At 68.2% G+C, this 20,943-nt stretch carries 15 protein-coding genes and 4 tRNA genes; 8 read left to right on the top strand and 11 right to left on the bottom strand.

Annotation, left to right across the window (positions count from 1 at the left end):
* Window positions 1–160: 160 nt before the first annotated feature.
* The 4 genes from AB5I40_RS00725 to AB5I40_RS00710 form a co-directional block, all read right to left on the bottom strand.
* Window positions 161–1,699 (bottom strand): AMP-binding protein, encoded by a 1,539-nt coding sequence (locus AB5I40_RS00725; RefSeq protein ID WP_370936454.1) that lies wholly within the window; start codon window positions 1,697–1,699, stop codon window positions 161–163.
* Window positions 1,699–2,982, bottom strand: a complete 1,284-nt coding sequence (gene hemA / locus AB5I40_RS00720) for a 5-aminolevulinate synthase (RefSeq protein ID WP_370936453.1) — start codon at window positions 2,980–2,982, stop codon at window positions 1,699–1,701. The genes AB5I40_RS00725 and hemA overlap by 1 nt, the downstream gene beginning before the upstream one ends.
* A gap of 55 nt (window positions 2,983–3,037) precedes the next feature.
* Window positions 3,038–4,603 carry a class I adenylate-forming enzyme family protein gene (locus tag AB5I40_RS00715; RefSeq protein WP_370936452.1) on the bottom strand — a complete coding sequence of 522 codons (1,566 nt, stop codon included), beginning with the start codon at window positions 4,601–4,603 and terminating at the stop codon, window positions 3,038–3,040.
* Between the two features lie 553 nt (window positions 4,604–5,156).
* A tRNA-Val gene (locus AB5I40_RS00710) sits at window positions 5,157–5,231 on the bottom strand.
* Window positions 5,232–5,622: 391 nt separating this feature from the next.
* Here AB5I40_RS00710 and AB5I40_RS00705 point away from each other — a divergent pair.
* The 5 genes from AB5I40_RS00705 (at window position 5,623) to AB5I40_RS00685 (ending at window position 7,910) form a co-directional block, all read left to right on the top strand.
* On the top strand, window positions 5,623–6,048 hold the full coding sequence (locus AB5I40_RS00705; RefSeq protein WP_005159130.1) for an SsgA family sporulation/cell division regulator: 426 nt from the start codon (window positions 5,623–5,625) through the stop codon (window positions 6,046–6,048).
* Window positions 6,049–6,174: 126 nt separating this feature from the next.
* Window positions 6,175–6,247, top strand: a tRNA-Gly gene (locus tag AB5I40_RS00700).
* Between the two features lie 21 nt (window positions 6,248–6,268).
* Window positions 6,269–6,339, top strand: a tRNA-Cys gene (locus AB5I40_RS00695).
* A gap of 1 nt (window position 6,340) precedes the next feature.
* Window positions 6,341–6,415: transfer RNA gene (locus AB5I40_RS00690), tRNA-Val, on the top strand.
* Between the two features lie 460 nt (window positions 6,416–6,875).
* Entirely contained in the window at window positions 6,876–7,910 is a 1,035-nt protein-coding gene (locus tag AB5I40_RS00685; protein ID WP_370936451.1) for a hypothetical protein, read from the top strand.
* Between the two features lie 80 nt (window positions 7,911–7,990).
* Here the strand turns inward: AB5I40_RS00685 and AB5I40_RS00680 are convergent, their stop codons facing one another.
* Both AB5I40_RS00680 and AB5I40_RS00675 read right to left on the bottom strand, forming a co-directional pair.
* Window positions 7,991–9,742 (bottom strand): hypothetical protein, encoded by a 1,752-nt coding sequence (locus AB5I40_RS00680; protein ID WP_370936450.1) that lies wholly within the window; start codon window positions 9,740–9,742, stop codon window positions 7,991–7,993.
* Window positions 9,743–9,856: 114 nt separating this feature from the next.
* The gene (locus AB5I40_RS00675) at window positions 9,857–10,981 is read right to left on the bottom strand and encodes a Dyp-type peroxidase (protein ID WP_370936449.1); all 1,125 of its coding nucleotides are present in this window, start codon (window positions 10,979–10,981) and stop codon (window positions 9,857–9,859) included.
* 191 nt (window positions 10,982–11,172) lie between these two features.
* Here AB5I40_RS00675 and AB5I40_RS00670 point away from each other — a divergent pair, with 191 nt between their 5' ends.
* On the top strand, window positions 11,173–12,489 hold the full coding sequence (locus tag AB5I40_RS00670; protein ID WP_370936448.1) for a nitrous oxide reductase family maturation protein NosD: 1,317 nt from the start codon (window positions 11,173–11,175) through the stop codon (window positions 12,487–12,489).
* A gap of 89 nt (window positions 12,490–12,578) precedes the next feature.
* Here AB5I40_RS00670 and AB5I40_RS00665 read toward each other — a convergent pair whose 3' ends face one another.
* Complete coding sequence (locus AB5I40_RS00665; protein WP_370936447.1) at window positions 12,579–13,307, bottom strand: hypothetical protein; 729 nt, start codon at window positions 13,305–13,307, stop codon at window positions 12,579–12,581.
* 229 nt (window positions 13,308–13,536) lie between these two features.
* Here AB5I40_RS00665 and AB5I40_RS00660 point away from each other — a divergent pair, with 229 nt between their 5' ends.
* On the top strand, window positions 13,537–15,954 hold the full coding sequence (locus tag AB5I40_RS00660; RefSeq protein WP_370936446.1) for an SdrD B-like domain-containing protein: 2,418 nt from the start codon (window positions 13,537–13,539) through the stop codon (window positions 15,952–15,954).
* A gap of 39 nt (window positions 15,955–15,993) precedes the next feature.
* Here AB5I40_RS00660 and AB5I40_RS00655 read toward each other — a convergent pair whose 3' ends face one another.
* Window positions 15,994–17,238 carry a serine aminopeptidase domain-containing protein gene (locus tag AB5I40_RS00655; protein WP_370936445.1) on the bottom strand — a complete coding sequence of 415 codons (1,245 nt, stop codon included), beginning with the start codon at window positions 17,236–17,238 and terminating at the stop codon, window positions 15,994–15,996.
* 47 nt (window positions 17,239–17,285) lie between these two features.
* Between AB5I40_RS00655 and AB5I40_RS00650 the strand changes: the two genes are divergently transcribed.
* A complete protein-coding gene (locus tag AB5I40_RS00650; protein ID WP_370936444.1) occupies window positions 17,286–17,813 on the top strand; it encodes a helix-turn-helix domain-containing protein in 528 nt (175 codons plus the stop codon).
* A gap of 49 nt (window positions 17,814–17,862) precedes the next feature.
* On the opposite strand, the gene fgd is transcribed toward AB5I40_RS00650, so the two are convergent.
* From fgd to AB5I40_RS00635, 3 genes are all read right to left on the bottom strand, one after another.
* Window positions 17,863–18,867, bottom strand: coding sequence for a glucose-6-phosphate dehydrogenase (coenzyme-F420) (gene fgd, locus AB5I40_RS00645; RefSeq protein WP_370936443.1), 1,005 nt, complete (start codon window positions 18,865–18,867; stop codon window positions 17,863–17,865).
* 105 nt (window positions 18,868–18,972) lie between these two features.
* Complete coding sequence (locus AB5I40_RS00640; RefSeq protein ID WP_370940431.1) at window positions 18,973–20,400, bottom strand: glycoside hydrolase family 76 protein; 1,428 nt, start codon at window positions 20,398–20,400, stop codon at window positions 18,973–18,975.
* A 128-nt stretch (window positions 20,401–20,528) separates the two neighbouring features.
* Window positions 20,529–20,903, bottom strand: coding sequence for a YciI family protein (locus tag AB5I40_RS00635; RefSeq protein ID WP_370936442.1), 375 nt, complete (start codon window positions 20,901–20,903; stop codon window positions 20,529–20,531).
* Window positions 20,904–20,943 lie beyond the last annotated feature (40 nt).

The following is a 20,943-nucleotide window of genomic DNA, read 5'->3' as shown; positions in this document are numbered from 1 at the left end:
GGTTGAGCTGCCCTACCTCTTGTCGCGTCACGAAGTCTGGGCGGAGGCGTGGCGCCCGCGGTCGTGCGCGGGCGCCACCGATTCACGCCGCGATCGGCCGCGAGCGATGAATTTCCCCAGAAACAGCAAGTTGCTCTCAGGAACAGGAAGAACAATTCGGTCAGACAGTGGTCCCGGCGTAGCGGGAGACCAGCTCCCGCTTGAGCACTTTTCCGCTTCCCCCGGTCGGGAGAGCATCGGCGAACTCGACCCGGCGGGGGTATTTGTAGGCGGCGAGCCGCTGCTTTCCCCATTCGACGATCGATTCGCCCGCGCCGGCGGTCGCGTCCTCCGGCCGGGCGGGGACGACGATCGCCCACACCTCCTCGCCGAGCGCCGGATGCGGAACGCCGATCACCGCCACCTGCGCCACGGCCGGGTGCCCGAGGAGGATCTCCTCGATCTCGCGCGGATAGACGTTGTAGCCGCCGCGCAGGATCAAGTCCTTCTTGCGGCCGACGACCGAGAGGTAGCCGTCCTCGTCCAGCCTGCCCAGATCCCCCGTGCGGAACCAGCCGTCCACCACCGTCTCGGCGGTGAGGTCCGGCAGGCCGAGATAGCCGGCCATGACCGTCGGGCCGCTCACCACGATCTCGCCCACCTCGCCGGCGGGAAGCAGGTCGATCCGGCCCGCTTCCGGTCGCGCGATGCCGACAGCGATGTCGTTGATCGGCACTCCGACCGTCTCGGGCCGGAAGGGCAGACCGGGGTGGTGATAGGCGACGCTGCACGAGGTTTCGGTCGCCCCGTAGCCCTCGTAGACCGGACATCCGAATGCGGCCTGGACGTCCTCCCGGATTGCGGAGGGAAGCGCCGATCCCCCGCTGTACACGCGGTCGAGCCGAGGAACTTGCTCGCCGTTGGCCACCGCGTCCAGCAATTTGACGTACATCGTCGGCACGCCCATGAATACCGTGCACCGGTGTTCCCTCATGAGTGCCAGCGCCGCCCGTTCGGAGAACCTCGACATCAGGACGATGGAAATACCGGCACGGAAACCGGTGAGCAGGACGCAGATCTGACCGAAGCTGTGCGCCAGCGGCAAACATCCGAGCAGCACGTCGGCACTGCTGAACGCGTACGGGTCGACGACCATCTTCTCGACGTTGTACAGAATGTTCCGATGGGTGAGCATCACCCCTTTCGGCTTTCCCGTCGTGCCGGACGTGTAGAACACGACCGCGATGTCGTCGGCATTCCGCGGCGCCGCGTCGTCGACCGGCTCCGTCTCGCTCGCGGTGTTCTCCAGGTCGACCGTGCCCGCCGGGCCCGGGCCGACGGTGAAGAGCACCGTGCCGAGCCGTTCCGCCGCTTCTGCCGCCTGGACGACCAGGGCGGCGGCACACACCAGGAACTGCGCGGCGGAGTCGGTCAGCACGTGATCGATCTCCGCCGCGGCGGACAGGGCGTTCAGCGGGATCACCACGGCTCCCGCGGCCAGCGCACCGAAGTACGCCACCGGGAACTGCGGGGTGTCGGCCAGGAGCAGCGCGACCCGGTCGCCCGGCCGCACTCCGTTGGCACGCAGCGCGGAAGCGTAGCGCCGCGCCTGTTCCCACAGCCACTCGTAGCTGAAGTGCTCGGACTCGTAGATCACGGCTGAGTGGCGGGGCCGCCGCGCCGCGGCGTCGGCCAGCACGGCGGCGACTGACGTGGTCATTACGGCAGGAGTCCGCCGGCCGCGGCAGGCACGGCGCCGCCGCGAAACCCGGACACGGCCCAGTCCCGGGCGGTGGCCGCGGGGATGTTCAATTCCTGCCAGATTTCGCGAAGCGCGCGGGCGAAGTGCTCGACGTCGTTCTGGTGGTGCACGGCGGACGGCGCGATCCGCAGGATCTCCTCCCCCGCGGGCACGCTGGGGGCGTTGATGGACTGGACGTAGATCCCGTACCGCTCGAACAGCATCCGGGACGCCCGCTTGCACAGTTCGTCGTCGCCCACGAAGGCCGAAACGATGTGGGAATCGGTCGAAAGGAACGGGATGTCGGCCTCGATCAGCAGGCTGTGCAGCAGCCGCGCGTTCTCCGAGAGAAGCTTTCGCTCGACGTCGGAGGACCGCAGGTACTGAACCGACGCCATCGCACCGGCCGCGATCGCCGGCGGCAGCGAGGTGGTGAAGACGAACGAGCGCGCATAGGTCCGCACCGCGTCCACCAGGGCGGCCGGTCCCGCGATGTAGCCGCCGACCGTTCCGAAACCCTTCGCCAAGGTGCCCATGACGACCGTGAACCGGTCGGCGATGCCCTCCTGCGCGGCGATCCCGGCGCCCTGCGGCCCGTACATGCCGACCGCGTGGACCTCGTCGACGAAGGTCGTGGCGCCGTACTTGTCCGCGATGTCGGCGATCGCGGCCAGCGGTGCGACGTTGCCCGACATGGAATAGACCGATTCCACGACGATCAGCTTCGGGCAGTCCGCGGGAGCGGCGGCGATCAACTCCTCCAGATGGGCCACGTCGTTGTGCCTGAAGACGTGCTTCTTCGCACCGCTGTGCCGGAGACCGTCGATGATCGACGCGTGGTTTTTCGCGTCGGAGAACACGACGGTGTCTTTCGGCATGCTCGCCAGCACGGTGAGGGCGCCTTCGTTGGCCGTGTATCCCGACACGAAAAGGAGCGCGGCTTCCTTGCCGTGCAGGTCCGCCAGTTCGTTTTCCAGCAGGACATGGTAGTGGTTGTTCCCGCCGATGTTCCGGGAACCGCCGGAGCCGACGCCGTGCAAGTCGATCGCCGCTTGCACGGCCGCGACGACCTGGCGGTTCTGCCCCATCCCCAGGTAGTCGTTGCTGCACCAGACGCTGACTTCCGAATCCACCCCGTCCCGCCGGGCGGTGGCCATGGGGTAATCCCCGGAACGACGGCCGATCTCGAGGAAATCGCGCTTGCCCTCGGCCACGTCCTCGGCTATTTTGCCGCTCAGGTACGACTTCAGGTGAAAGTTCATCTGCCCGCCTTCTCTCTGCAACGGTGTGCCTAAACGAGGAATCACGTGGCCCGCCTCACGCGAATTTCGACCGCAGGAGTGCCCGGTCCGGTTTCCCGATGCCGTTCATCGGGAGGTTTTCCAGGACGTTGATCTTCTCGGGCACATGAAATTCGGAAAGTGCTTCGGCAATTCTCGTGCGAATGCTCTCCGCGTCGGCCATCTCGTCCGGGTGGCACTCGATCGCGGCGTGCACGTGGTCGCTGCCGTCCTCGTCCCGGACGCTGTAGACGGCAGCGTGCCGGACGCCCGGATGGGAAAGAATTTCCGCCTCGACGACGATCGGATGGATCTTGACGCCGCCGACCTTGATGACGTCGCCCACCCGGCCCAGGAGGGTCAGATATCCCCGCTCGTCGAGAAAGCCGATGTCTCCGGTGAAATACCAGCCGTCCCGGAGCACTCGCGCGGTCAGTTCCGGGTCGCCGGTGTAGCCGTCCATCATCTGCGGCCCGCGGACGCGGACCTCGCCGATTTCCCCCGCGGCCAATCGCTCGCCCGAGTCCGAGTTGCAGACGACGACCTCGACCTCGGGGAAGGGGCGCCCGACAGTGGCCGCGAGCTCCGGGTCGCCGTGCTCCTCGGCGGTGAGGGTCGTGATCCGGCCGGCCTCGCTCGCGCCGTACCCCTGCGCCAGAACAGGACCGAAGAGCCGGAAAGCCTGCGCGGTCCGAGCGGGCGCCGCCGGGCTGCCGCCGTAGATGATCCGCTTCAGCGAGGACAAGCCCGCGGCTTCCACCGCGGCCCGGTCGCGGATTCCCCGTTCGAGCAGGTGGTCGATGATCTGGAACACGTGGTTCGTGGCCATGAACGTCCAGGAGACGTCCTTCTCCGCGGCGACCGCGCGCACCACTTTCTCGGCGTCGAAGCTCTCCTGGACGTAGAGCACCCCGCCCAAGACGAACACCGCGTCCGCCATCGCGGCGGCGCCATGGCTCAGCGGGGTCGACACCAGCATCGACGCGCAGCCGAATTCACGGCCGAGCTCCCGCCATCCGCGCGCGATCGCTTCCCAAGCGCGGCCCGGCCACTGGATGCCCTTGGGCCGCCCGGTGCTGCCGCTCGTGAAGCCGATGACGGCCAACGCGTCCGGGTCCCACGGCGCCGGGTCCAGAGATTCGGCCTCGTCGCGTTCCCCGGGCTGAATTCGCGTCACCGGGATCCCGCTGCCGTCGGCGAGCTCCAGCGCGCGCTCAGAATTTTCGGCATCGACATAGACGGTCATGGCTTCGGTGTCGCGCAGGATCTGGATCTGCTGATCCAGCGGAAGGACCGTCGTCCTGGTGCCCGGGTTGGTGGTTCGCAAATAGCACACGGCTCCGCCGAGCAGATGTGTCGCGTACCGCGCGGTGAGCATTTCAGGGCTGTTCGGCGCGACCAGAATCGCCACCACATCCCCCTTGCCCACCCCGCGATCGCGCAGCGCGCGAAATGTTTCGGTCACGGACCGGACCAGGTCGCCGCCGGAGAAAGCTTCGCCACGCCAGTAAAAGACATCGCGATCCGACTTTTCCGCGAGCAGCGAGAGGATCTCCGAGACATAACTTTGACTGGGGCTCCACCAATTCTCGGGCAGGCTCACGGGACCATCCTTTGATTCACCGGCTACAGCGAGGTCGCGATTGGGCAGTTCAATCTTCGCCGCACAATTGAAGCGAGCGGCAGATCGTTCGACTGGCTACAACGGAGTACCGGAAGGCATCCCGATCCGGGTAACCGATCGGCGCACCCGCCGGACGGCCGCTCAGAGCGCCGATGTTCTCGGCTGGACGCCGCCTCGTCGCGAGGCCGACGCAGCAGCGGCGGCGGCTCGAGGACAGGCTGCGGGAGCACCTGGAGCCGCAGCTCCCGGCCCGTGGTCAGGGTGGTCGCCCGTCGATCGACGACCGGGCGGCGCCGGAGGGCAGCTTGCACGTTCTCAGCGCCGGCCGTCGCTGGCGCGCGGCAGGTCGTCGTCGAGCCCCGCGAGGCGCAGTCCGCGGCGACGGAGAGCCGCCTGGACGTCTTCCCCGGACCGGCCAGCGCCGCGCTCAAGAGGCCCGGAAACCGCCTCCGCGAGGCCGCTGCGGCGCTTCGCTGCCGTACGGACAGCAAGAAGGCCCTCCCCGGATGTCCGGAAAGGGCCTCTGACCTGATGGTGGGCGATACTGGGATCGAACCAGTGACCTCTTCGGTGTGAACGAAGCGCTCTCCCGCTGAGCTAATCGCCCGCTCGCGGTGCGTTCTCAGCCTACCCCACGACTTTCGGGGGCCTGCAAACGGGTGGTTTGATCCGACTACAGCGCGTCTGCCTGCGAATACCGTCCGAACAACCCCGAGCTAACCAAGGCCTTGCGCGGGCGGGGGCGCGTGCGGGCGTCCGCGACATCCGTGCGACGGTGCTATCGCACAGCGGCCGAACCGCGCAAGATGTACTGGTGGCTCCCCACCGGGCGCCCGCTGAAGGCTGCGCGGCACGGACGGCGACGGACCGGACGGACCTCGGGGCAGACGGTCTCGAACGGGTGATCTCGAGCGCACTCGCGACGGATCCGGGCTCCTGGTGCGTCTCACCGTTGTCCTCGGTCGTCCGGGCCGGGAAGGGAGACGAAGGGTAGGACGATGCGCAACGATCACGTGACGCTCCGCTCGACGGCGGTCTTCGACCTGCTGGCGCCGCGGACCCCGGCGGTTCCGGTGAAGGTGGAGCTGCGCTACGACACCCGCGACCCGTACGCCGTCGTCGCCGCCTTCCGCACCGGGCGGGCCGGCTGGGTCGAATGGGTCTACGCGCGCGACCTGCTCGCCGACGGCCTGCTCGCCGACGCCGGCGACGGGGACGTCCGCATCCGGCCCTCGGTGGAGGACCCGGAGTCGGTCCTGATCGAGCTGAACTCGCCGTCCGGGCACGCCATGTTCGAGGCGTCCGCGCAGGAGCTGGCCGATTTCCTCGACCGCACGTACGACGTCGTGCTGCCGGGCAACGAGCACCTGTGGGTCGACGTCGACGACGCGCTCACCCACCTGATCCCGAACGATCTGGCCTGATCACCGCCCCGCGAGCGGGCCAACAACCCCCCGGTGCCGCGCCGGTCGCCGGGGTCGGATATGGTTCTTTCACACCACGGCGACGGGGTGCGGGCTTCCGGCCCGCGACTGCGGAGCCACGGTAGTGCGGACGTAGCGCAGCTGGTAGCGCATCACCTTGCCAAGGTGAGGGTCGCGGGTTCGAATCCCGTCGTCCGCTCGGAGGGCTCAAGCCCCATGCGGTGGAGTGGCCGAGAGGCGAGGCAACGGCCTGCAAAGCCGTGTACACGGGTTCGAATCCCGTCTCCACCTCGCGCGATTAGCTCAGCGGGAGAGCGCTTCCCTGACACGGAAGAGGTCACTGGTTCAATCCCAGTATCGCGCACCAGCGTTGCCCGGAAGCCCTGCTTCTCTGCGGAGAGGCAGGGCTTCCGTCGTTCCCAGGAGATTTGGCCTTCGTCGTAACGAACCTGGCGGCCAGGCGCGATATCGCTCCCACAACACGTCGACGACTCGTGGGAGACCTGTATGGCGGCGCCTGTCATCGGTGATCGTGCTTCAGATCCTCAGTTGCTTGAGGAAGATCTTCCGCTCGGTCCATGGGCCAGTGCCACGCTGCAGGTGTGGGGCACGAAGACAGGCACTCGCTGGCACGCCGACCCGAACTGCAGTTCGCTGAAGTCACAGGCTCGAACCCGGGAGTTAGTACAGCCCGCAGACGGCACACTCGGAGACCGGAATCTGCCAGACGGACTGCATTGTGACCCACTGGGTCTGCTCCGCGATTACCTGACCGCCGCTCGCCGTCTCGTCAGCTTTGCCGCCAAGACCGACAAAGCTGAACGGGAATGGGCCGCAGGGAACGTCCCCGTGTCAGCGTTTCAGACCCATCTGAGTGGGGTCGCGGCGAGGTCGAGGATCGACTCCAGGAAGAACCGCTCGCGTCGCTCTGGCAAGCCGAGCTTGCCCGTCGAGAACGCCTCATCGCGCGGATAGACCGGTTTCTCGGCTCGAACGACGAGCGGTTGGCGGCGATGGTTCTCGCCGATTGGGTCCGCCGAGGGCGGACTCCCCGCGAGCACAAGCGCTACTACGACCGGTTCGTGGCGATGGCGGTGCGTCATTTCGACGACGCCGAGATCACGACAAACATGGGCATGCACTACTCAGTCAACCGTGACAGTCTGCCGAACTGGCTCGATGCTGTCTCGAGCGGCAAAACCTTCGAGTCAGCGACAACGACGCTCGCCGAGAAAGAGCACGCGCTTGCCAGGAGGATGAGCCTGGAAGACGAGAAAGACCTTCCCGATCAAGTACAGGGTGCCTGGCTCGCGGCAGGCGCTTCGTGGCAGCTGATGCTGGAATCGATGGCACTCGCCCATCCAGGGTCTGTTCTGGCCTTGTTTCAGAGGTACGGCAGCGAAATCGATCCCGACTTGATCGAGCTCGTCGCACGGCTGGGCCCCTCTGCGAGCTTGGAAATCGCCCACATCGACTGGACGGTCGCTGTGGTGCCCGCTGCCTGCCGGGTCGCCTTCGCGAGCTCCGGCAGAACCGGCCGCCTGATTCTTCTGGACAACCCGGGCTACCGAGTCACCGACGAGACCTGCGAGCTGTTCCTGCGCAACGTTGTCCGAGCAGCGGGATATCCAGAGCTTGCGCAGCACGTCCGCGGGCGAATGCCGGAACAGAGCGAGCAGTCTCGCGAAGTGACGGACAGCGAATACGACATGGCAAGAGCGTTGAGCCAAAGGGGATTCAACACCCGAGGCTACGGTTTTGGTCTGACGATCGGCGACTGCGACACTGCACTCCGCGCTGCGATGCAGGGCGAAGAATTCGCGAGACCGACTGTCAGCCGCAGCCGTCGCTCACGACGCTGACACTCCGCCCCTGACGACATGGCCGATGGCCAGACCAGCACGATCAGCTTCTCCGCGCCGCGTTTCTGCTACCTCGGCCGCTACACCTCTATTCGCTTAAACAACGTCGAGGTAAGAAGCTGCGTTTGCGCTCCCCACGCAGCGGCGAGTGCTTGCCATCTGCTCGGCGAATCGCCGCAGATCTCGATAACTTTCGCCGCGAGCCGCGGCCCGTAGACAGGGTGCCGCTCGATCTCGCGCACAGGCATGCGCCAAGCAAACTCGTCGGTCATATAAGCGGATTCGAGAACATGGGCAACGACCGCGTCTCTGTTTCTGCTTCGGTCGCGGAGCAGGTCTGCGAGCACGGCCTGCGGGTCTGCCACTGTCGAGAGTTCCTCATCCGTCGGCAGACTCTCCTCAGGGGGTGCCGGTTTGGCAGACGACACGGCGCGCGGCTCCCTCGCGGCAAGGATTTCAGAGCACAGGCGCCGTGTGCGGCTTCGGGCGGGAAGCTGCTCCTCGATGTCCAGGATGTGATCGTCCGGCAGACGATCGAGCAGATTCCGGAGCTGCGACGGCGATGCCGCCCGGTTTCCCGCGATCAGGTCGACGAACCGGTAGTAGGCGACCCGCGGCCCAGGTCGTCCCTCGACAACCGCAGCACGGACTAAGGCGTCAATACAGGCGGACGTGTTGGCCGCGCGAGCGACCGCGGCAAGATCAGCCCACTGGCCGGTTCGGGCAGCCTGTTCTGGATCCCATCCGTCAGCGACCAGTTTGGCCACCGCGTCGCCTGTTTCGTCTCGAGCCAGCTCGACGAGCTGCGGAAACCGCTTCAGGTACGCAAGGAGGTCAGCCGCCTCTGCTGCCTTCACTTCCGGCAAGCACTCAAGCAGTTCGGCATCGGCGAGTTCGCCCGCGGCGAGGAACGCGCGCTGAATACGGGGGCCGTGCTCAGGATGAGCCAGTAGTTCCCCGCGCCGGCTGGGCGGCAGATGCTCGATCAGATTCCTGAGCAGACTCTCCGGGTCGCGCCGGTTGTGCCACCCTGGCACTTCAGCCGACGGCTTCGCCGGCCGCGAACGGAGCACTGCGTCAACAACACTCGAGGCGAGTTGCGCTTTCGCCTCAGCGGGCCATTTCTCGGCGTCCCACCAGAGCTCCGCAGCATCCTCGCCGGACAGCTCGGCAATCTTGTGCATGGCCGCTTGCTTGGCGTTCTCCCGCCGCAGCGCGGCTGCGAGAACACTGGCCTTGGCCGGAAACCGGCTCAGCAATTCGAGCGCTTCTTCATCAGAGCAGCAGTCGTCGGCGACGAGGTCCCCCGCGTCCCACCACTCCACGCCAGCGAGCAGGCGCTGGCGTGCCTCGCGGTCAAGATCCTCCCGGGCGAGCAGCGGCTTGATCCGCCGAGCCGATACCCGTTCGGCCTCCTTGTCGACGAGTTGCCGCTTTCCCTCTGCGGGCAGATCCGGCAAGCCGGCCAGGCACGCCCACAGGTCACGCGACTCGGACGGAGACCAGTCCCTGCTCAAGCTGGGCACGTAGCGCTCGCCCGCAGGCTCGGCAGTTGCGACCCTGCGACGCGGGAGGCCGACCGCAAGCCGTGCCGCCGGTAGGTCGTCGACGACGAAGAGGTCCTGGCTCCACTCGCCGGGCCACGCCACGACCAGCAGTTCCTGCCCTGTGGCGGTACCAAGCATCGCCCGTTTTTCGGAATCTGTCTTGGCCTGGGTGACCAAGCCGTCCTCACCCACTCGCAGCAAAGTCACCGTCCTGGCCAGCCAGGGCAAGGACTCCGCCGAACTCGTCCGCCGCAGATGTGGGTCGAAAGCGATCTTTCCCCTCATTTGCCTCATCATAAGGAATTTCATCGCTCGACGGAGCTGCTGTGCAGAGACGTCTCCCGCTGAAGCGGACGTGCCCTCCGCCAACAGATCTCCCGTCGGGGCCCAGCCGCCCGTTCAGGACGGGAACAGCGTCGATCCCAGCGGCCGGTGTTCGTCGAAGCCGGGGAGGATCAGGAAGGTTCCGCTCGCGGTGGTGGTCGTGAACGGCAGCAGCGCGTCCGCGGCCTCCATGCTCGCCAGGGTGGCGGTGAACGTGTGCAGGTCGTTCTGGAAGCTCGCGAAGAGGAGCCCCGGGGTCGGCGTGTCCATGCTGTAGCTGCGGCGCAGCATGAGCCCGGCCCCGACGACGTTCGCGTGGGCGCGGCGGATGTGGGCGTCGGCGGGGACGAGGTACCGGCCGTCCGGGGTTTTCGCGCCCAGGTCCGGACCGTCCGCTATGGAGCCGCCGGACAGCGGGATTCCGGAGTCTCTTCGGCGGCCGAAGACGGATTCCTGCGCGGCGACCGGCAACGCGGCGAATCGGGCCACGTCCAGTGCCATCCGCCGGACTACGGCGATCGTGCCGCCCGCGACCGGAGGCGGGCCGGGGAGCCACAGGTCCCGTTGCTGCTCGGCGGGAGTGTGCGGGCCGATGATGCCGTCGACGAAACCCAGGACGTTCCTCGGCGCGGTCTGTCCGGCTGCGACCGGGACGTGCGGTCCGCGTGCGCCGGATTGCCGCCAGCGTTCGCGTACGCCGGGCTTCGCGAGGAGCGCGGCTGCGGCGACGGGCGGGACCAGTGGGTCGCTGGCGCAGATCTGGAGCAGCAGGTCGCCGCCGCGGTCGGATGGGGCGATCGTCTCGTGCGCGGCCGGCGGGAGGTCTTTCGCGCCGGGCAGTTGCGGGTCGCGGGTCTGGACGAGGCGGGGGCCGATTCCGACGGTCACGGTCAGGTCGCCTGGGGGCAGGCCTAGGAAGCGGGTTTCCGTTCCCGCGGTCAGGGCCACGATGGTACGGCCTAATTCGGCGAGAAAGGGGCCTGGGGCAACGGATAAATCCGCGGTGACGATCAGCAGGTGCGGTTGTGGTTGTTGCGGCGTGGTGACCCCGGCTTGGTGGGCGCCGGTGGGCGGGATCGGGCCGGGCCGGGTCTCGGCGGAGTCGGGGGCGGAGGCCGCGTGGCAGCCGGCGGCGAGACCCGCGGTCATCGCGGCCCCGAGAAAAGCGCGGCGGGAAGGGCGGCGCTCAGCGGAATTCACGACGGGCAGCGTGACAGATTCCGGTGCGCCAGGCGAATTCGGCTCGGCGGAACGGGTGTCTGGCCGGGAAGCGGAAGGGAGCCGCTCCCCCGCAACCAGGCCGACCGCGGCACGCACCAACCAAGCGCACGACCGCCAGCCCGGCGAACAATCACCCCAACGGAATCCGGCGCTCGTGCCAGACTGGGCGGATGCGTTTTCCCGCCATGGTGGCGATCCTGGGGCTTTCCGCCGCGCTGGTCAGCGGTTGCGGTTCTTCCTCCGCCGAGGGGCATCGGCCGGACGGGGCGGGCGTCACGATCCGCGTTCCCGCCGACGCGCCGACGATCTCCGCCGCCGTTTCCCTGGCGCAGTCCGGGGATCTCGTGCTTGTCGCGCCCGGGGAATACCACGAAACGGTGAAGCTCACGACGCCGAAGGTCACGCTGCGCGGCGAAGTGCGGGAACGAGTGGTCGTCGACGGACAGCTGAAGCGGGACAACGGCGTCGTCGTGTCCGCGCCGGGCGTCGCGGTGGAGAATCTGACCGTCCGGAATCACACGCAGAACGGCGTCCTCGTCACGGGTTCGGTCAAGGCCGCCGACGGGCTGCCGGGGCACGGAGGCGGTTACGACACCGGCGACGAGCCGATCCGTTTCCTCAGTTCGTTCCTGGTCTCGCACGTCACCGCCACCCGCAACGGTCTCTACGGAATCTATGCGTTTTCCGCGCAGAACGGGGTGATCGAGCAGTCGTACACGTCCGGCGGAGCCGATTCCGGAATCTATGTCGGCCAATGCAAACCGTGCCGGACGGTCGTGCGGGACAACGTCGCGGAGCTCAACGCGGTCGGCTTCGAGGGCACGAACGCCAGCGGCGAGATGTACGTCGCCGGCAACCGGTTCAGCGGGAACCGGGTCGGGCTGACCGCCAACTCCGATCATCAGGAGAAGCTGTTGCCGCAGCGGGATTCCGTGGTCGCCGGGAATCTGGTCGCGGCCAACGGGCAGGCGGCGACGCCCGAACAGGCCGACGGCGGCTGGGGCATCGGGATCGGCATCGACGGCGGCAGCGGCAACCAGGTGCTGCGCAACCGGATCGCCGGGAACGCGAACGCCGGGCTCGTGCTCACCGCGACCCAGGACGTGCCGCCGACGGGCAACCGGATCGTCGGCGACGTCTTCGCGGCGAACGGCCTCGACGTCGGCTGGACGTTCCCCGGCGCGACCAAGGGCAGCGGAAACTGCGTTGATTCCGGGGCGCTGCATACGATTCCGGAGGGATTGGCGGCGAGTGCTGCCTGTCCCGCAGCGGCGGACTCCCCTTCGGGCAGCTGGACCAGGGCGAACCCGCCCGCGGGCATTCCGTTCACCGAGGTCGCGGCACCGCCGCTGCAGCCGCAATTTCCGGCCGCAAGCACGGCGGGTCCCACGGTTGTCCCGGCGGTGCCGGAGTTTCCGGACGTCGCGAAGATCCAGGTGCCCGGCGCGTCGTTGCTGGCGGACCGGGCCTCGGTGGCTGCCGTCTAGGGCCACGGATCGCAGTGTCGCGATTCCTCACGCTGACACTCGCCGCCCTCGCAGGCTGACCGGACCTCTAGCCAAATCCTGAGGAAATGTCAGCGGCCAACCGGAACCGCAGTGAATTCGTGCGTGTCGAAATCAATGACCACCGGATTCCTTTCCCCCGGGACCGAAGTCCGCACCCGGTACATCACCCCGTCCGCGTCGAGCCAGTACCGGACGGATTCCGCGCTGCCGGGCCGTTCCCGGGAATCCGGGCCGGTGAAGACGTCGATGGCGTGGCCGTTCACCTGATCGGACCCTACCCATTCGGCGCCGTTCTGCGGCAGCAATTGCGCGTTGTCCGGCCGGTCGCTGCCGAGGCCCAGCAGAATGGCCAATGACCGGTCCAGCGGGCCCGCGGTCGGATTGAGCGGGCGGCCGAACCAGCCGTCGGCGGGCGGGTTCGCCGGGGGCAGATCGGGGATCGCGGGCAACGGGCGGAGTTCGACGCGGGTGCCGGTCCACCGGATCAGACCATTGCCGGAGTCGTTGCGTCCTTTGCCTTTCAGCACTCCGTAACCGGTCTTGGCGCGGTAATCGGCCGAACCGGTGATCAGGAGTTCGCCCGCCGCGGCGGGGACACTGATCGTCACCGCGCGGCCTTGTTTCTGGTAATTGCGGAATCGCGCGATCGCGAGCCGGCTCGCCTCGTCCGCGGTGACCGCGCGCGGGCCGGAATCGGGCGAACTGGCGGCAACATACGAGAATATTCCTGCGCCGACTGCGACTATCGCCGCGACAGCGACGACGAGCCAGCGGCGCGCGATCCGTTTGGCAAGCACAGCGAGTGACCGTAGCAGGGATTTCGATTCACCCGGTCCGTTTATCCCGGTGCCGTACCCGGAAAGGTCGTTTTCTGGTTCACTGTTACGCACTTTGCGGCACGCCGCGCGAATATTCCGCGCAGAGAACGGAGATCCCGCAGTCATGAACAGAGGTGGCAGAAGAACCAGCGGCAGATTCCGGCTGGCCCGATTAGCCGCTGCTGCCCTGGTGCTGGGCAGCAGCGCGATGACGGTCACCGCCGGCAGCGCCGGGGCCGCGGAAGACGGCACATTGACCGTCCAAGTGCTCCGCGATTTCTTCGGCACCGGCATCGTCAACGCCACCATGGACACGCCGCAGCCGGGCATGTCGGTGCTGGTCACCGACCCCGCCGGGCATCAGGTGCGCGGCCGCACGGACGCCGCGGGCAAGGTCGTCGTGGACCCGGCCGCCCCGCTCGCCGGCGGCCGGTACCGCGTCGACGTTTCGGTTCCGGATCCGTACCGCGCGTATTTGCAAGCCGCGCCCGCGTCCACTGAGAAAAACCACTTCGACAGTTTCACGACGTTCGTGGATCTGCGCGAGGCCAAGGACGTTTCGGTGATCACCGGCGTCTGGAACCCGGCCGACCACACGCTCCCCGACGCCCGCTATTACGTGCCGGTGCAAAACCCGGCGGTGAACAGCGACGGCAGCGCACCCGATCCGAACACCCGCGCGCTGGTCGCGTTCGACCGCAATCTCCGCGGCACCTGCCCCGCCGACTCGGCTTGTCCGACTGTGCTGAACACCCAGGCGCAAGTCGGCACCACGTGGGGGCTGGCGTACGACAAATACCGCGAGCGCATTTTCCAGTCGGCGTTCGCGAAACGCTTCACCAAGTACGGCCCCGAGGGCGGCGGCGCGATTTACACGACGCCACTCGGCGGCGGCGCGCCCAAGCTGTTCGCGAAGGTGCCGGGCGCGGAGATCACCGCACATGGCGCGGTCGACATGCGCAAGGACGAGCATTTCGTCGACGTCCCCGGAAAGGAAAGCCTCGGCGGGATCGCGCTCACCGAGGACGGCAAGACGCTGTACGCGATAAGTCTGGTGACCCGGAACCTGCTCAGTTTCGACGCGACCGGAGACACCGCGAAGATCGAAAAGCAGACGCCGATCCCGATGCCGGACTGCGCCGGCCCGGACGACTGGCGGCCGTTCGCGGTCGCGGCGCACGACGCGAAGCTGTATGTCGGCGGCGTCTGCTCGGCGGAAAGCACGAAGCGGCGCGAGGACCTGAAAGCCGTGGTCTACACCTACGACGGCACGAAGTTCACTCCGGTGGTCGAGCACCGTCTCGACTACCTCCGCGGCAACGTCATCGCGGGTTTCCAGGACGAGGACATGGACCACTGGAACCCGTGGGACACCTCGTTCGCCTCGTGGGACAAGTTCATCAAGCACGGTCCCGGGATCAACCCGCAGCCTGAACTGGCGAGCCTGGCGTTCACCCGCGACGGCTCGATGATCCTCGGCTTCCGCGACCGGTTCATGGACGTCTTCGGCTCCGGCATCGACCCGCGGCCAGGCCGCACCGGGGTCGCGACCGGCATGTCCGGCGGCGACATCACCATGGCGTGCGCGGCGCCCGGCGGCGGATACGACTGGGAGGGCACCGGGGTCTGCCCGAACCACGGCACGCCCGCGACCAACGGCCACGAACCGGCGGGCACGGTCGAGTACTTCCACGGCGACTTCTACGACCCCAACCGCTCCGGCAACGGCCTGCACCAGGAGGCCGCGCAGGGTTCGGTCGCCTACATCCCGCAGCAGCAGTGGGTGATCAGCACCGAACTCGACCCGGCACAGGCGGTCAGCTCGGACGGCGTCGGATACTACGACGTCGACTCCGGCATCGGGCCCGGGCAGGACAATCCGAAGCACGGGTACGCGTTCGTCGGCCCGGCCAACAGCTTCGGCAAGGCGGGCGGGCTCGGCGACATCGCCTACCAGGCCGCGAACGCGCCGATCCAGATCGGCAACCTCGTCTGGTTCGACGGCGACCACAACGGCATCCAGGACCCGAACCGCACGGACGAGGTCCCGCTCGCGAAGGCGACCGTGAACCTGCTCGACGTCGACGGCAAGAAGGTCGCCACCACGCAGACCGACAAGGCGGGCGAGTACTACTTCGGCGGCGTCGGCGCGGAGTACCAGCTGAAGCCGGGCGAGAAGTACACCGTGCAGTTCGACGTCTGCACCGCGGCGACGGACAACGTGCCCGGGACCCCGCCGGCGACCGATCTGCGATTCACGCTCCCGACCGCCGGCCCGGACCGGGCGCACGACTCGAACGTCGTGCCGCCCAAGACCGGACGGCTCTGCAACGGCTACGCGCCGGTGACCGCTCCCGCCCAGGCGGGCGGGGTCGACCACACCATCGACGCCGGCGTCTACCTGCCCGCGCCGCCCGGCCCGCCCACGTCGTCCGCTCCCCCGGCGACGAGCCCGGCGGTTCCTCCGGTCGCCCATCCGCCCGCTCCGGGCGCGACGGACACGGATTCCCTTGCCTCGACCGGGATTCCGCTGCTGCCGATGCTGCTGATCCTCGGCGGAGCCCTCCTCGCCGGAGGCACCGGATTCCTGGTGGCGAGCCGGAGAAGGCGGTTCAGGCGGCAGTGATCGCCACGGTGGTCGAGGTCCGCGACCGGCGGGCCTCGATCACCGCGTCAGCCACTCCGCGAGATCGGCCACCACCGCCGGGTCGACGTGCTGCGGCTGCCGGTAACTGTCCGGTGTGGACGGCCCGGTGCCGGGAAAGAACTCGTGGTCGTCCGCCGGATAGACCCGAATGTCCACCGCCGGTCCAGCCAGTCCGTTCTGCCATCGGGACAGGTCGTCCTCGACCGTGACCTGATAATCCCGGCCGCCCTGCACCAGAAGCAGCGGCACCGACAGCGACGCGGCGGTCGCGACGGGGTCGTACTCGCGCAGTTCCAGCCAGTACGACCCGGGATAGCCGAACAACAACCCGTCCCCCGGCGTGGTCGGCGACAACGCCGGCTCAGCGACCGCCGCAGCCTGCCGGGTGAGCGGCTCGACGAGCGCCTCGACTTTGGCGTCCAACGCTGCCAGATGCCGGACCACCCGCACAGCGGCTTCGTGCATCGGCTCGGCATCAGCCGCCAGAAGAACCAGCCCCGCGACCGACGGCTCGGCGAGCGCCACCAGCGGCGCGACCTTCCCGCCCATGCTGTGCCCAGCCACGAACACGCGCGCGGCATCGACGCTGTCCTGCGACTGCAGAAGCCGAACGGCCGCGACAGCATGCGGCACGTATTCCGCGGACATCGTGAAGCCGGATGCGCTGGCCAGCTCGGGATGGGCGTGCGTCACCTTGTCGAAGCGCAGCACCGCCACGCCCCGGGAAGCCAAGCCCCACGCGAGATCTTTGAGCGGCTTGTTCGGCCCGGCCGTCTCGTCGCGGTCGAAGATCCCGCCGCCGCTGAGCAGGACCACCCCCGGCCATGGACCTTCCCCTCGCGGCACAGTCAGTGTTCCAGGCACCGAGTGGGGTTCCGCGGAAAGAACGACGTCCCGTTCAACGAACACCGTTCCATCCACATAGGACGGTTTGGTCCACCCCACGGCGGCAGCAAGCCGAAGCCCCGCAACGGTTCCCGCCGCATCGACAGACATCACGACGAGAAACCCGCCCCGCGCGCAGCCGACCGGCACCTGCACCCGGGTCAGTCCAGGACCCGCTGGCTCAGCGACCGGTTCGCCCAGCGAAGTCACCGGACCGTGCTCACCGATCTGCACAGTCCACGCCGCTTCCAGCGCCGCGCCGGACACCGCCGCCCGCAACTCCGGCGAGAACCGCGTCGCGATCTCGCTGAACTGCCCGTCCCGCGCCTGCCCGACGACAGCCGTCGCCACCTCGCTCGCATTCATCCCGACCCCCATCGTTCTCAATCTATGCGAATGGTAGCACCGTGTGAGAACATTTGAAGGTGGATGTATTGACTCTCCTAGGGCATCCGGTGCGGCTGCGGATCGTGCACGCGCTGCGCGGCGACCGGACGCTCACCACCGCACAACTGGGCGCACTGCTCCCGGACGTCTCGAAGGCGACGGTCTACCGGCACGTCGACCTCCTCGCCGACGGCGGCATCCTCGAGGTGGCCGACGAGCAACGCGTGCGCGGCGCGGTCGAGCGCACTTACCGGCTGCGCAAGGAAAACGCGTCGATCGGCCAGGACGCGATCGCGCAGCTGACCCCGGACGACCACCGTCGCGGATTCGCCGCCGCGACCGCCGCGCTGGTCGCCGAGTTCGACGCGTACCTCAGCCGGGGCCAGGCGAATCCGGTGGAGGATCTCGTCGGCTACCGGCAGCACACCGTCTGGCTGGACCGCGACGAACTGCTCGACATGATCGACGGCATGCGGAAAGCCATCGCGCCGATGCTCACCAACGAACCCGCGCCGGGGCGCAGGCGGTACCTGCTCAGCCCGATCCTCTTCCCCAGCGAAGACTGAAACCCCCGCCCAGCGCGCGGCCGGACGGGGGTTTCCGCAGCAACAGTGATCAGGACAGCGCGCGCAGCCGCGGCAGCACGTCCTCGGCGAACTGCGCCAGGTACCGCTCCTGGTCGTGGCCCGGGCCGTGGAAGACCAGGTGGTTCAGGCCCGCGTCGAGGTACGGCTTGATCTGCGCGACCGCCTCGTCCGGGTCCGAGGCGACGATCCACCGCTTCGCGACCTGCTCGATCGGCAGCTCGTCGGCCAGCCGCTCCATCTCCTCCGCCGACGACACCGTGTGCTTCTGCTCCGCGCTCAACGACAACGGCGCCCAGAACCGGGTGTTGGCCAGCGCCTTCTCCGGATCCCGGTCGTACGACATCTTGATCTCGATCATCCGGTCCACGCCCGACGCGTCCCGCTCAGCCGCCGCCGCGCCCTCGGCCATCGCGGGCATCAACTTCTCCGTGTACAGCTCCATGCCCTTGCCGGACGTGCAGATCATGCCGTCGCCCGCGCGGCCCGCGTACTTCGCCACCACCGGACCGCCCGCCGCGATGTACACCGGCACCGGACGCTCCGGCCGGTCGTAGATCTTCGCGTTGACCAACTGGTAGTAGTCGCCCTCGAAATCGACGCTGTCCTTGCTCCACAGCTCCCGCATCAACCGCACCGACTCGCGCAGCCGCGCGAACCGCTCCTTGAACTCCGGCCACTCCCGGCCCGACACCGCGATCTCGTTCAACGCCTCGCCGGTGCCCGCACCCAGAATCACCCGGTCGTTCGACAGCAGCGCCATCGTCGCGAACGCCTGCGCGATCACCGCCGGGTTGTACCGGAACGTCGGCGTCAAAACGCTGGTCCCGATCAGCACCCGGCTGGTCCGCTCCGCCACCGCCGGCATCCACGCCAGCGCCCACGGCGCGTGCCCGCCCTCGTGCCGCCACGGCAGGAAATGGTCCGACACCCACACCGAGTCCAGCCCCAGCTCCTCGGCCCGCACCGCGAACTCCACCAGCTCACGAGGCCCGAACTGTTCCGCCGACGCCTTGTACCCGACCTTCAGCTCCACAATCGCCCTTCCCCGTCCGCATGAACCACGCAGGATTCCGTGGCACCGTCAACCGTACCCGGATGGACCTTGCGGAGACGGGTGTGCTGTCGATCACTCGCCGGGCTAGTACGTCGCGTTCATCAAGGCGAGTGCCGCGGCCTGGCAGCCCGGTCCGTTTTCCGCGCTGGAGGACCACGAGCGCGAGTACTGGTCGAAGTCGTCGCGGGAGTGGGTGTAGGCGGAATCCGCTTGCCTGGCCAGGAAATCCCGGTACGGCGCGTCGGGCGTCGCGGCGTCCAGTTCGGACAGACCGCGGACCAGTCCGGCCTTGAAGTACGACCCGTCGTCGCTGCAGCTGCTGCCCTCGCCGGGGTCGTGGACGATGCCGTCGGAGCCGGTGAAGAACGACCCGGTGCGCGTCGTCGAGTCGGCGACCGAACGCGCGGTGCCGATCAAGTCCTGGTCGCCGGTCACCTTGGACAGCGCGGTGAGGCCGGAGACGAAGACGCCCTGGTTGTAGGTGTAGCGCTGGCCGACGGCGGCGCAACTGGTGCCGTCGATGCCATCTACCACGAGGCCATCGGAGCCGATGAGTCCCTTGCCTCGGAACCAATCCCAGCCTTGCTGCGCCCGCATCCGGTAAGTCGCGTCGCCGGTGCGGTCCGCAATAGTGGCGTTGACCTGGATGTACAGGCTGTTGGAGATGGACGCCTTGTACGTCAGACCTTCTTTCCATCGGATTCCGCCGCCGCAGTCGCTGGTCCAGAAGGTCTGCATGTGGTCGGCGCCGGCTTTGGCGGTGGCGAGGTAGCGCTGCTGGCCGGTGCGGTCGTAGGCGTCGAGCCACGCCATCGCCCACCAGCCGGTGTCGTCGGAGAACTCGTTGCGGAACTGGCCGCGGCCGGCGTTGACGTTCTTGTCGTACGTCGTGGCCATCGCGTAGTCGTAGCTGGCCATCCGGCTGACCGAGGCGTTGCGGATCACCGCGGCCAGCGACACCGCCGTGCCCCAGCCGCCGCCATTGCGGAAGTAGCCGGTGCCGTTGTCGTAGAGCGCCATCATCGCGGTCGCCGCCGCTTGCGAGCGGTTCGCCGCGTTCCAGCGGGTGCGAGCCCAAGGCGTGCAAGCGATCCGGCCGCTGTCGACCGAACTGCCGCACGCGCGCAGGGCGCCGACGCCGCGGTTGTTCCAGTCGTCGTTGTTGTACATCTGGGTGCGCCAGCCGCCGACTCCCGACGGGGCGGTGGTCAGGCCCAGCTGCGCGCCGCCGTCCCAGGTCGCGCCGCCGTCGAAGGACCGGTCGAGCCACACCTGGTCGCCCGGGCGCGAGTGGTCGACGACCGCCCAGCCCATCGGGTCGCCGTCGGCGAAGTGCAGCTGGAGGACGCGGTCGTCGAGCGCTGTGGTGACCGCGATCCGGTCGCTGGACGCCTGGTCGGCGGCGCGGTTGTCGCAGTATTTGTTGCACACCACGATATTCGCCGCCGGTTCGGCTGTTTTCGCCTGGACCGGCGCCAGCGCCGACATCGTTGTCAAGACCGCCGTGAGCATGACCCGCACCGCTGCCTCCTCGGATCCCCCGCCCTGTCCCCAGGACGAAGATCCCCGCGAGGCGCGGTGCGGGTCAACGAATGACAAAGACTTGGCCCGCGAATAGGCCGGATGCCGTGCGCGCTGGGCTATTCCGCGCCCATGGCCTCGAGGTCTTCGGACTCCACGACCTGGCGGACCTCGACCTCGATCTCGTCGAACAGGTCCGCGTACTGCCGCGCGTACTCGACCGCCTGGGCCCGGTCCGCGGCGTTGACCAGGGCGAACCCGCCGATCACCTCCTTGGCCTCGGTGAACGGCCCGTCCGTCGCCGCCGGGGTCGCGCCGCGCGGCTTGCGGACGATCGCGCCCTTCTCCGACGGGTGCACGCCCTCGGCGGTGATCAGGATGCCGCGTTCGGTCCAGTCCTGGATGAACGCGCCGATTTTCTCGATGAACTCGGGGCTCGGGTTCCAGGCCTCGGGGGCGCTCTCGTCAAGCCGGTGCATCAGCAGGAAACGCATTGCCCGCTCCTCGGGGTCGGTGGCCGGTTTCGTCCGGCCG

Source organism: Amycolatopsis sp. cg13 (assembly GCF_041346965.1).
In the GTDB taxonomy this organism is placed as follows: domain Bacteria; phylum Actinomycetota; class Actinomycetes; order Mycobacteriales; family Pseudonocardiaceae; genus Amycolatopsis.
Note: the sequence above shows the minus strand (reverse complement) of the source record. Positions and strands in the feature narration are given on the sequence as shown.

Excerpts from the sequence above, each read along its gene's own strand:
- hemA (WP_370936453.1), bottom strand. The coding sequence starts at position 2,982 with ATGAACTTTCACCTGAAGTCGTACCTGAGCGGCAAAATAGCCGAGGAC.
- AB5I40_RS00680 (WP_370936450.1), bottom strand. The coding sequence starts at position 9,742 with ATGAGGGGAAAGATCGCTTTCGACCCACATCTGCGGCGGACGAGTTCG.
- AB5I40_RS00635 (WP_370936442.1), bottom strand. The coding sequence starts at position 20,903 with ATGCGTTTCCTGCTGATGCACCGGCTTGACGAGAGCGCCCCCGAGGCC.
- AB5I40_RS00705 (WP_005159130.1), top strand. The coding sequence starts at position 5,623 with ATGCGCAACGATCACGTGACGCTCCGCTCGACGGCGGTCTTCGACCTG.
- AB5I40_RS00660 (WP_370936446.1), top strand. The coding sequence starts at position 13,537 with ATGACGGTCACCGCCGGCAGCGCCGGGGCCGCGGAAGACGGCACATTG.
- AB5I40_RS00685 (WP_370936451.1), top strand. The coding sequence starts at position 6,876 with ATGGGCCGCAGGGAACGTCCCCGTGTCAGCGTTTCAGACCCATCTGAG.
- AB5I40_RS00725 (WP_370936454.1), bottom strand. The coding sequence starts at position 1,699 with ATGACCACGTCAGTCGCCGCCGTGCTGGCCGACGCCGCGGCGCGGCGG.
- AB5I40_RS00655 (WP_370936445.1), bottom strand. The coding sequence starts at position 17,238 with ATGGGGGTCGGGATGAATGCGAGCGAGGTGGCGACGGCTGTCGTCGGG.
- AB5I40_RS00670 (WP_370936448.1), top strand. The coding sequence starts at position 11,173 with ATGCGTTTTCCCGCCATGGTGGCGATCCTGGGGCTTTCCGCCGCGCTG.
- AB5I40_RS00640 (WP_370940431.1), bottom strand. The coding sequence starts at position 20,400 with ATGCTCACGGCGGTCTTGACAACGATGTCGGCGCTGGCGCCGGTCCAG.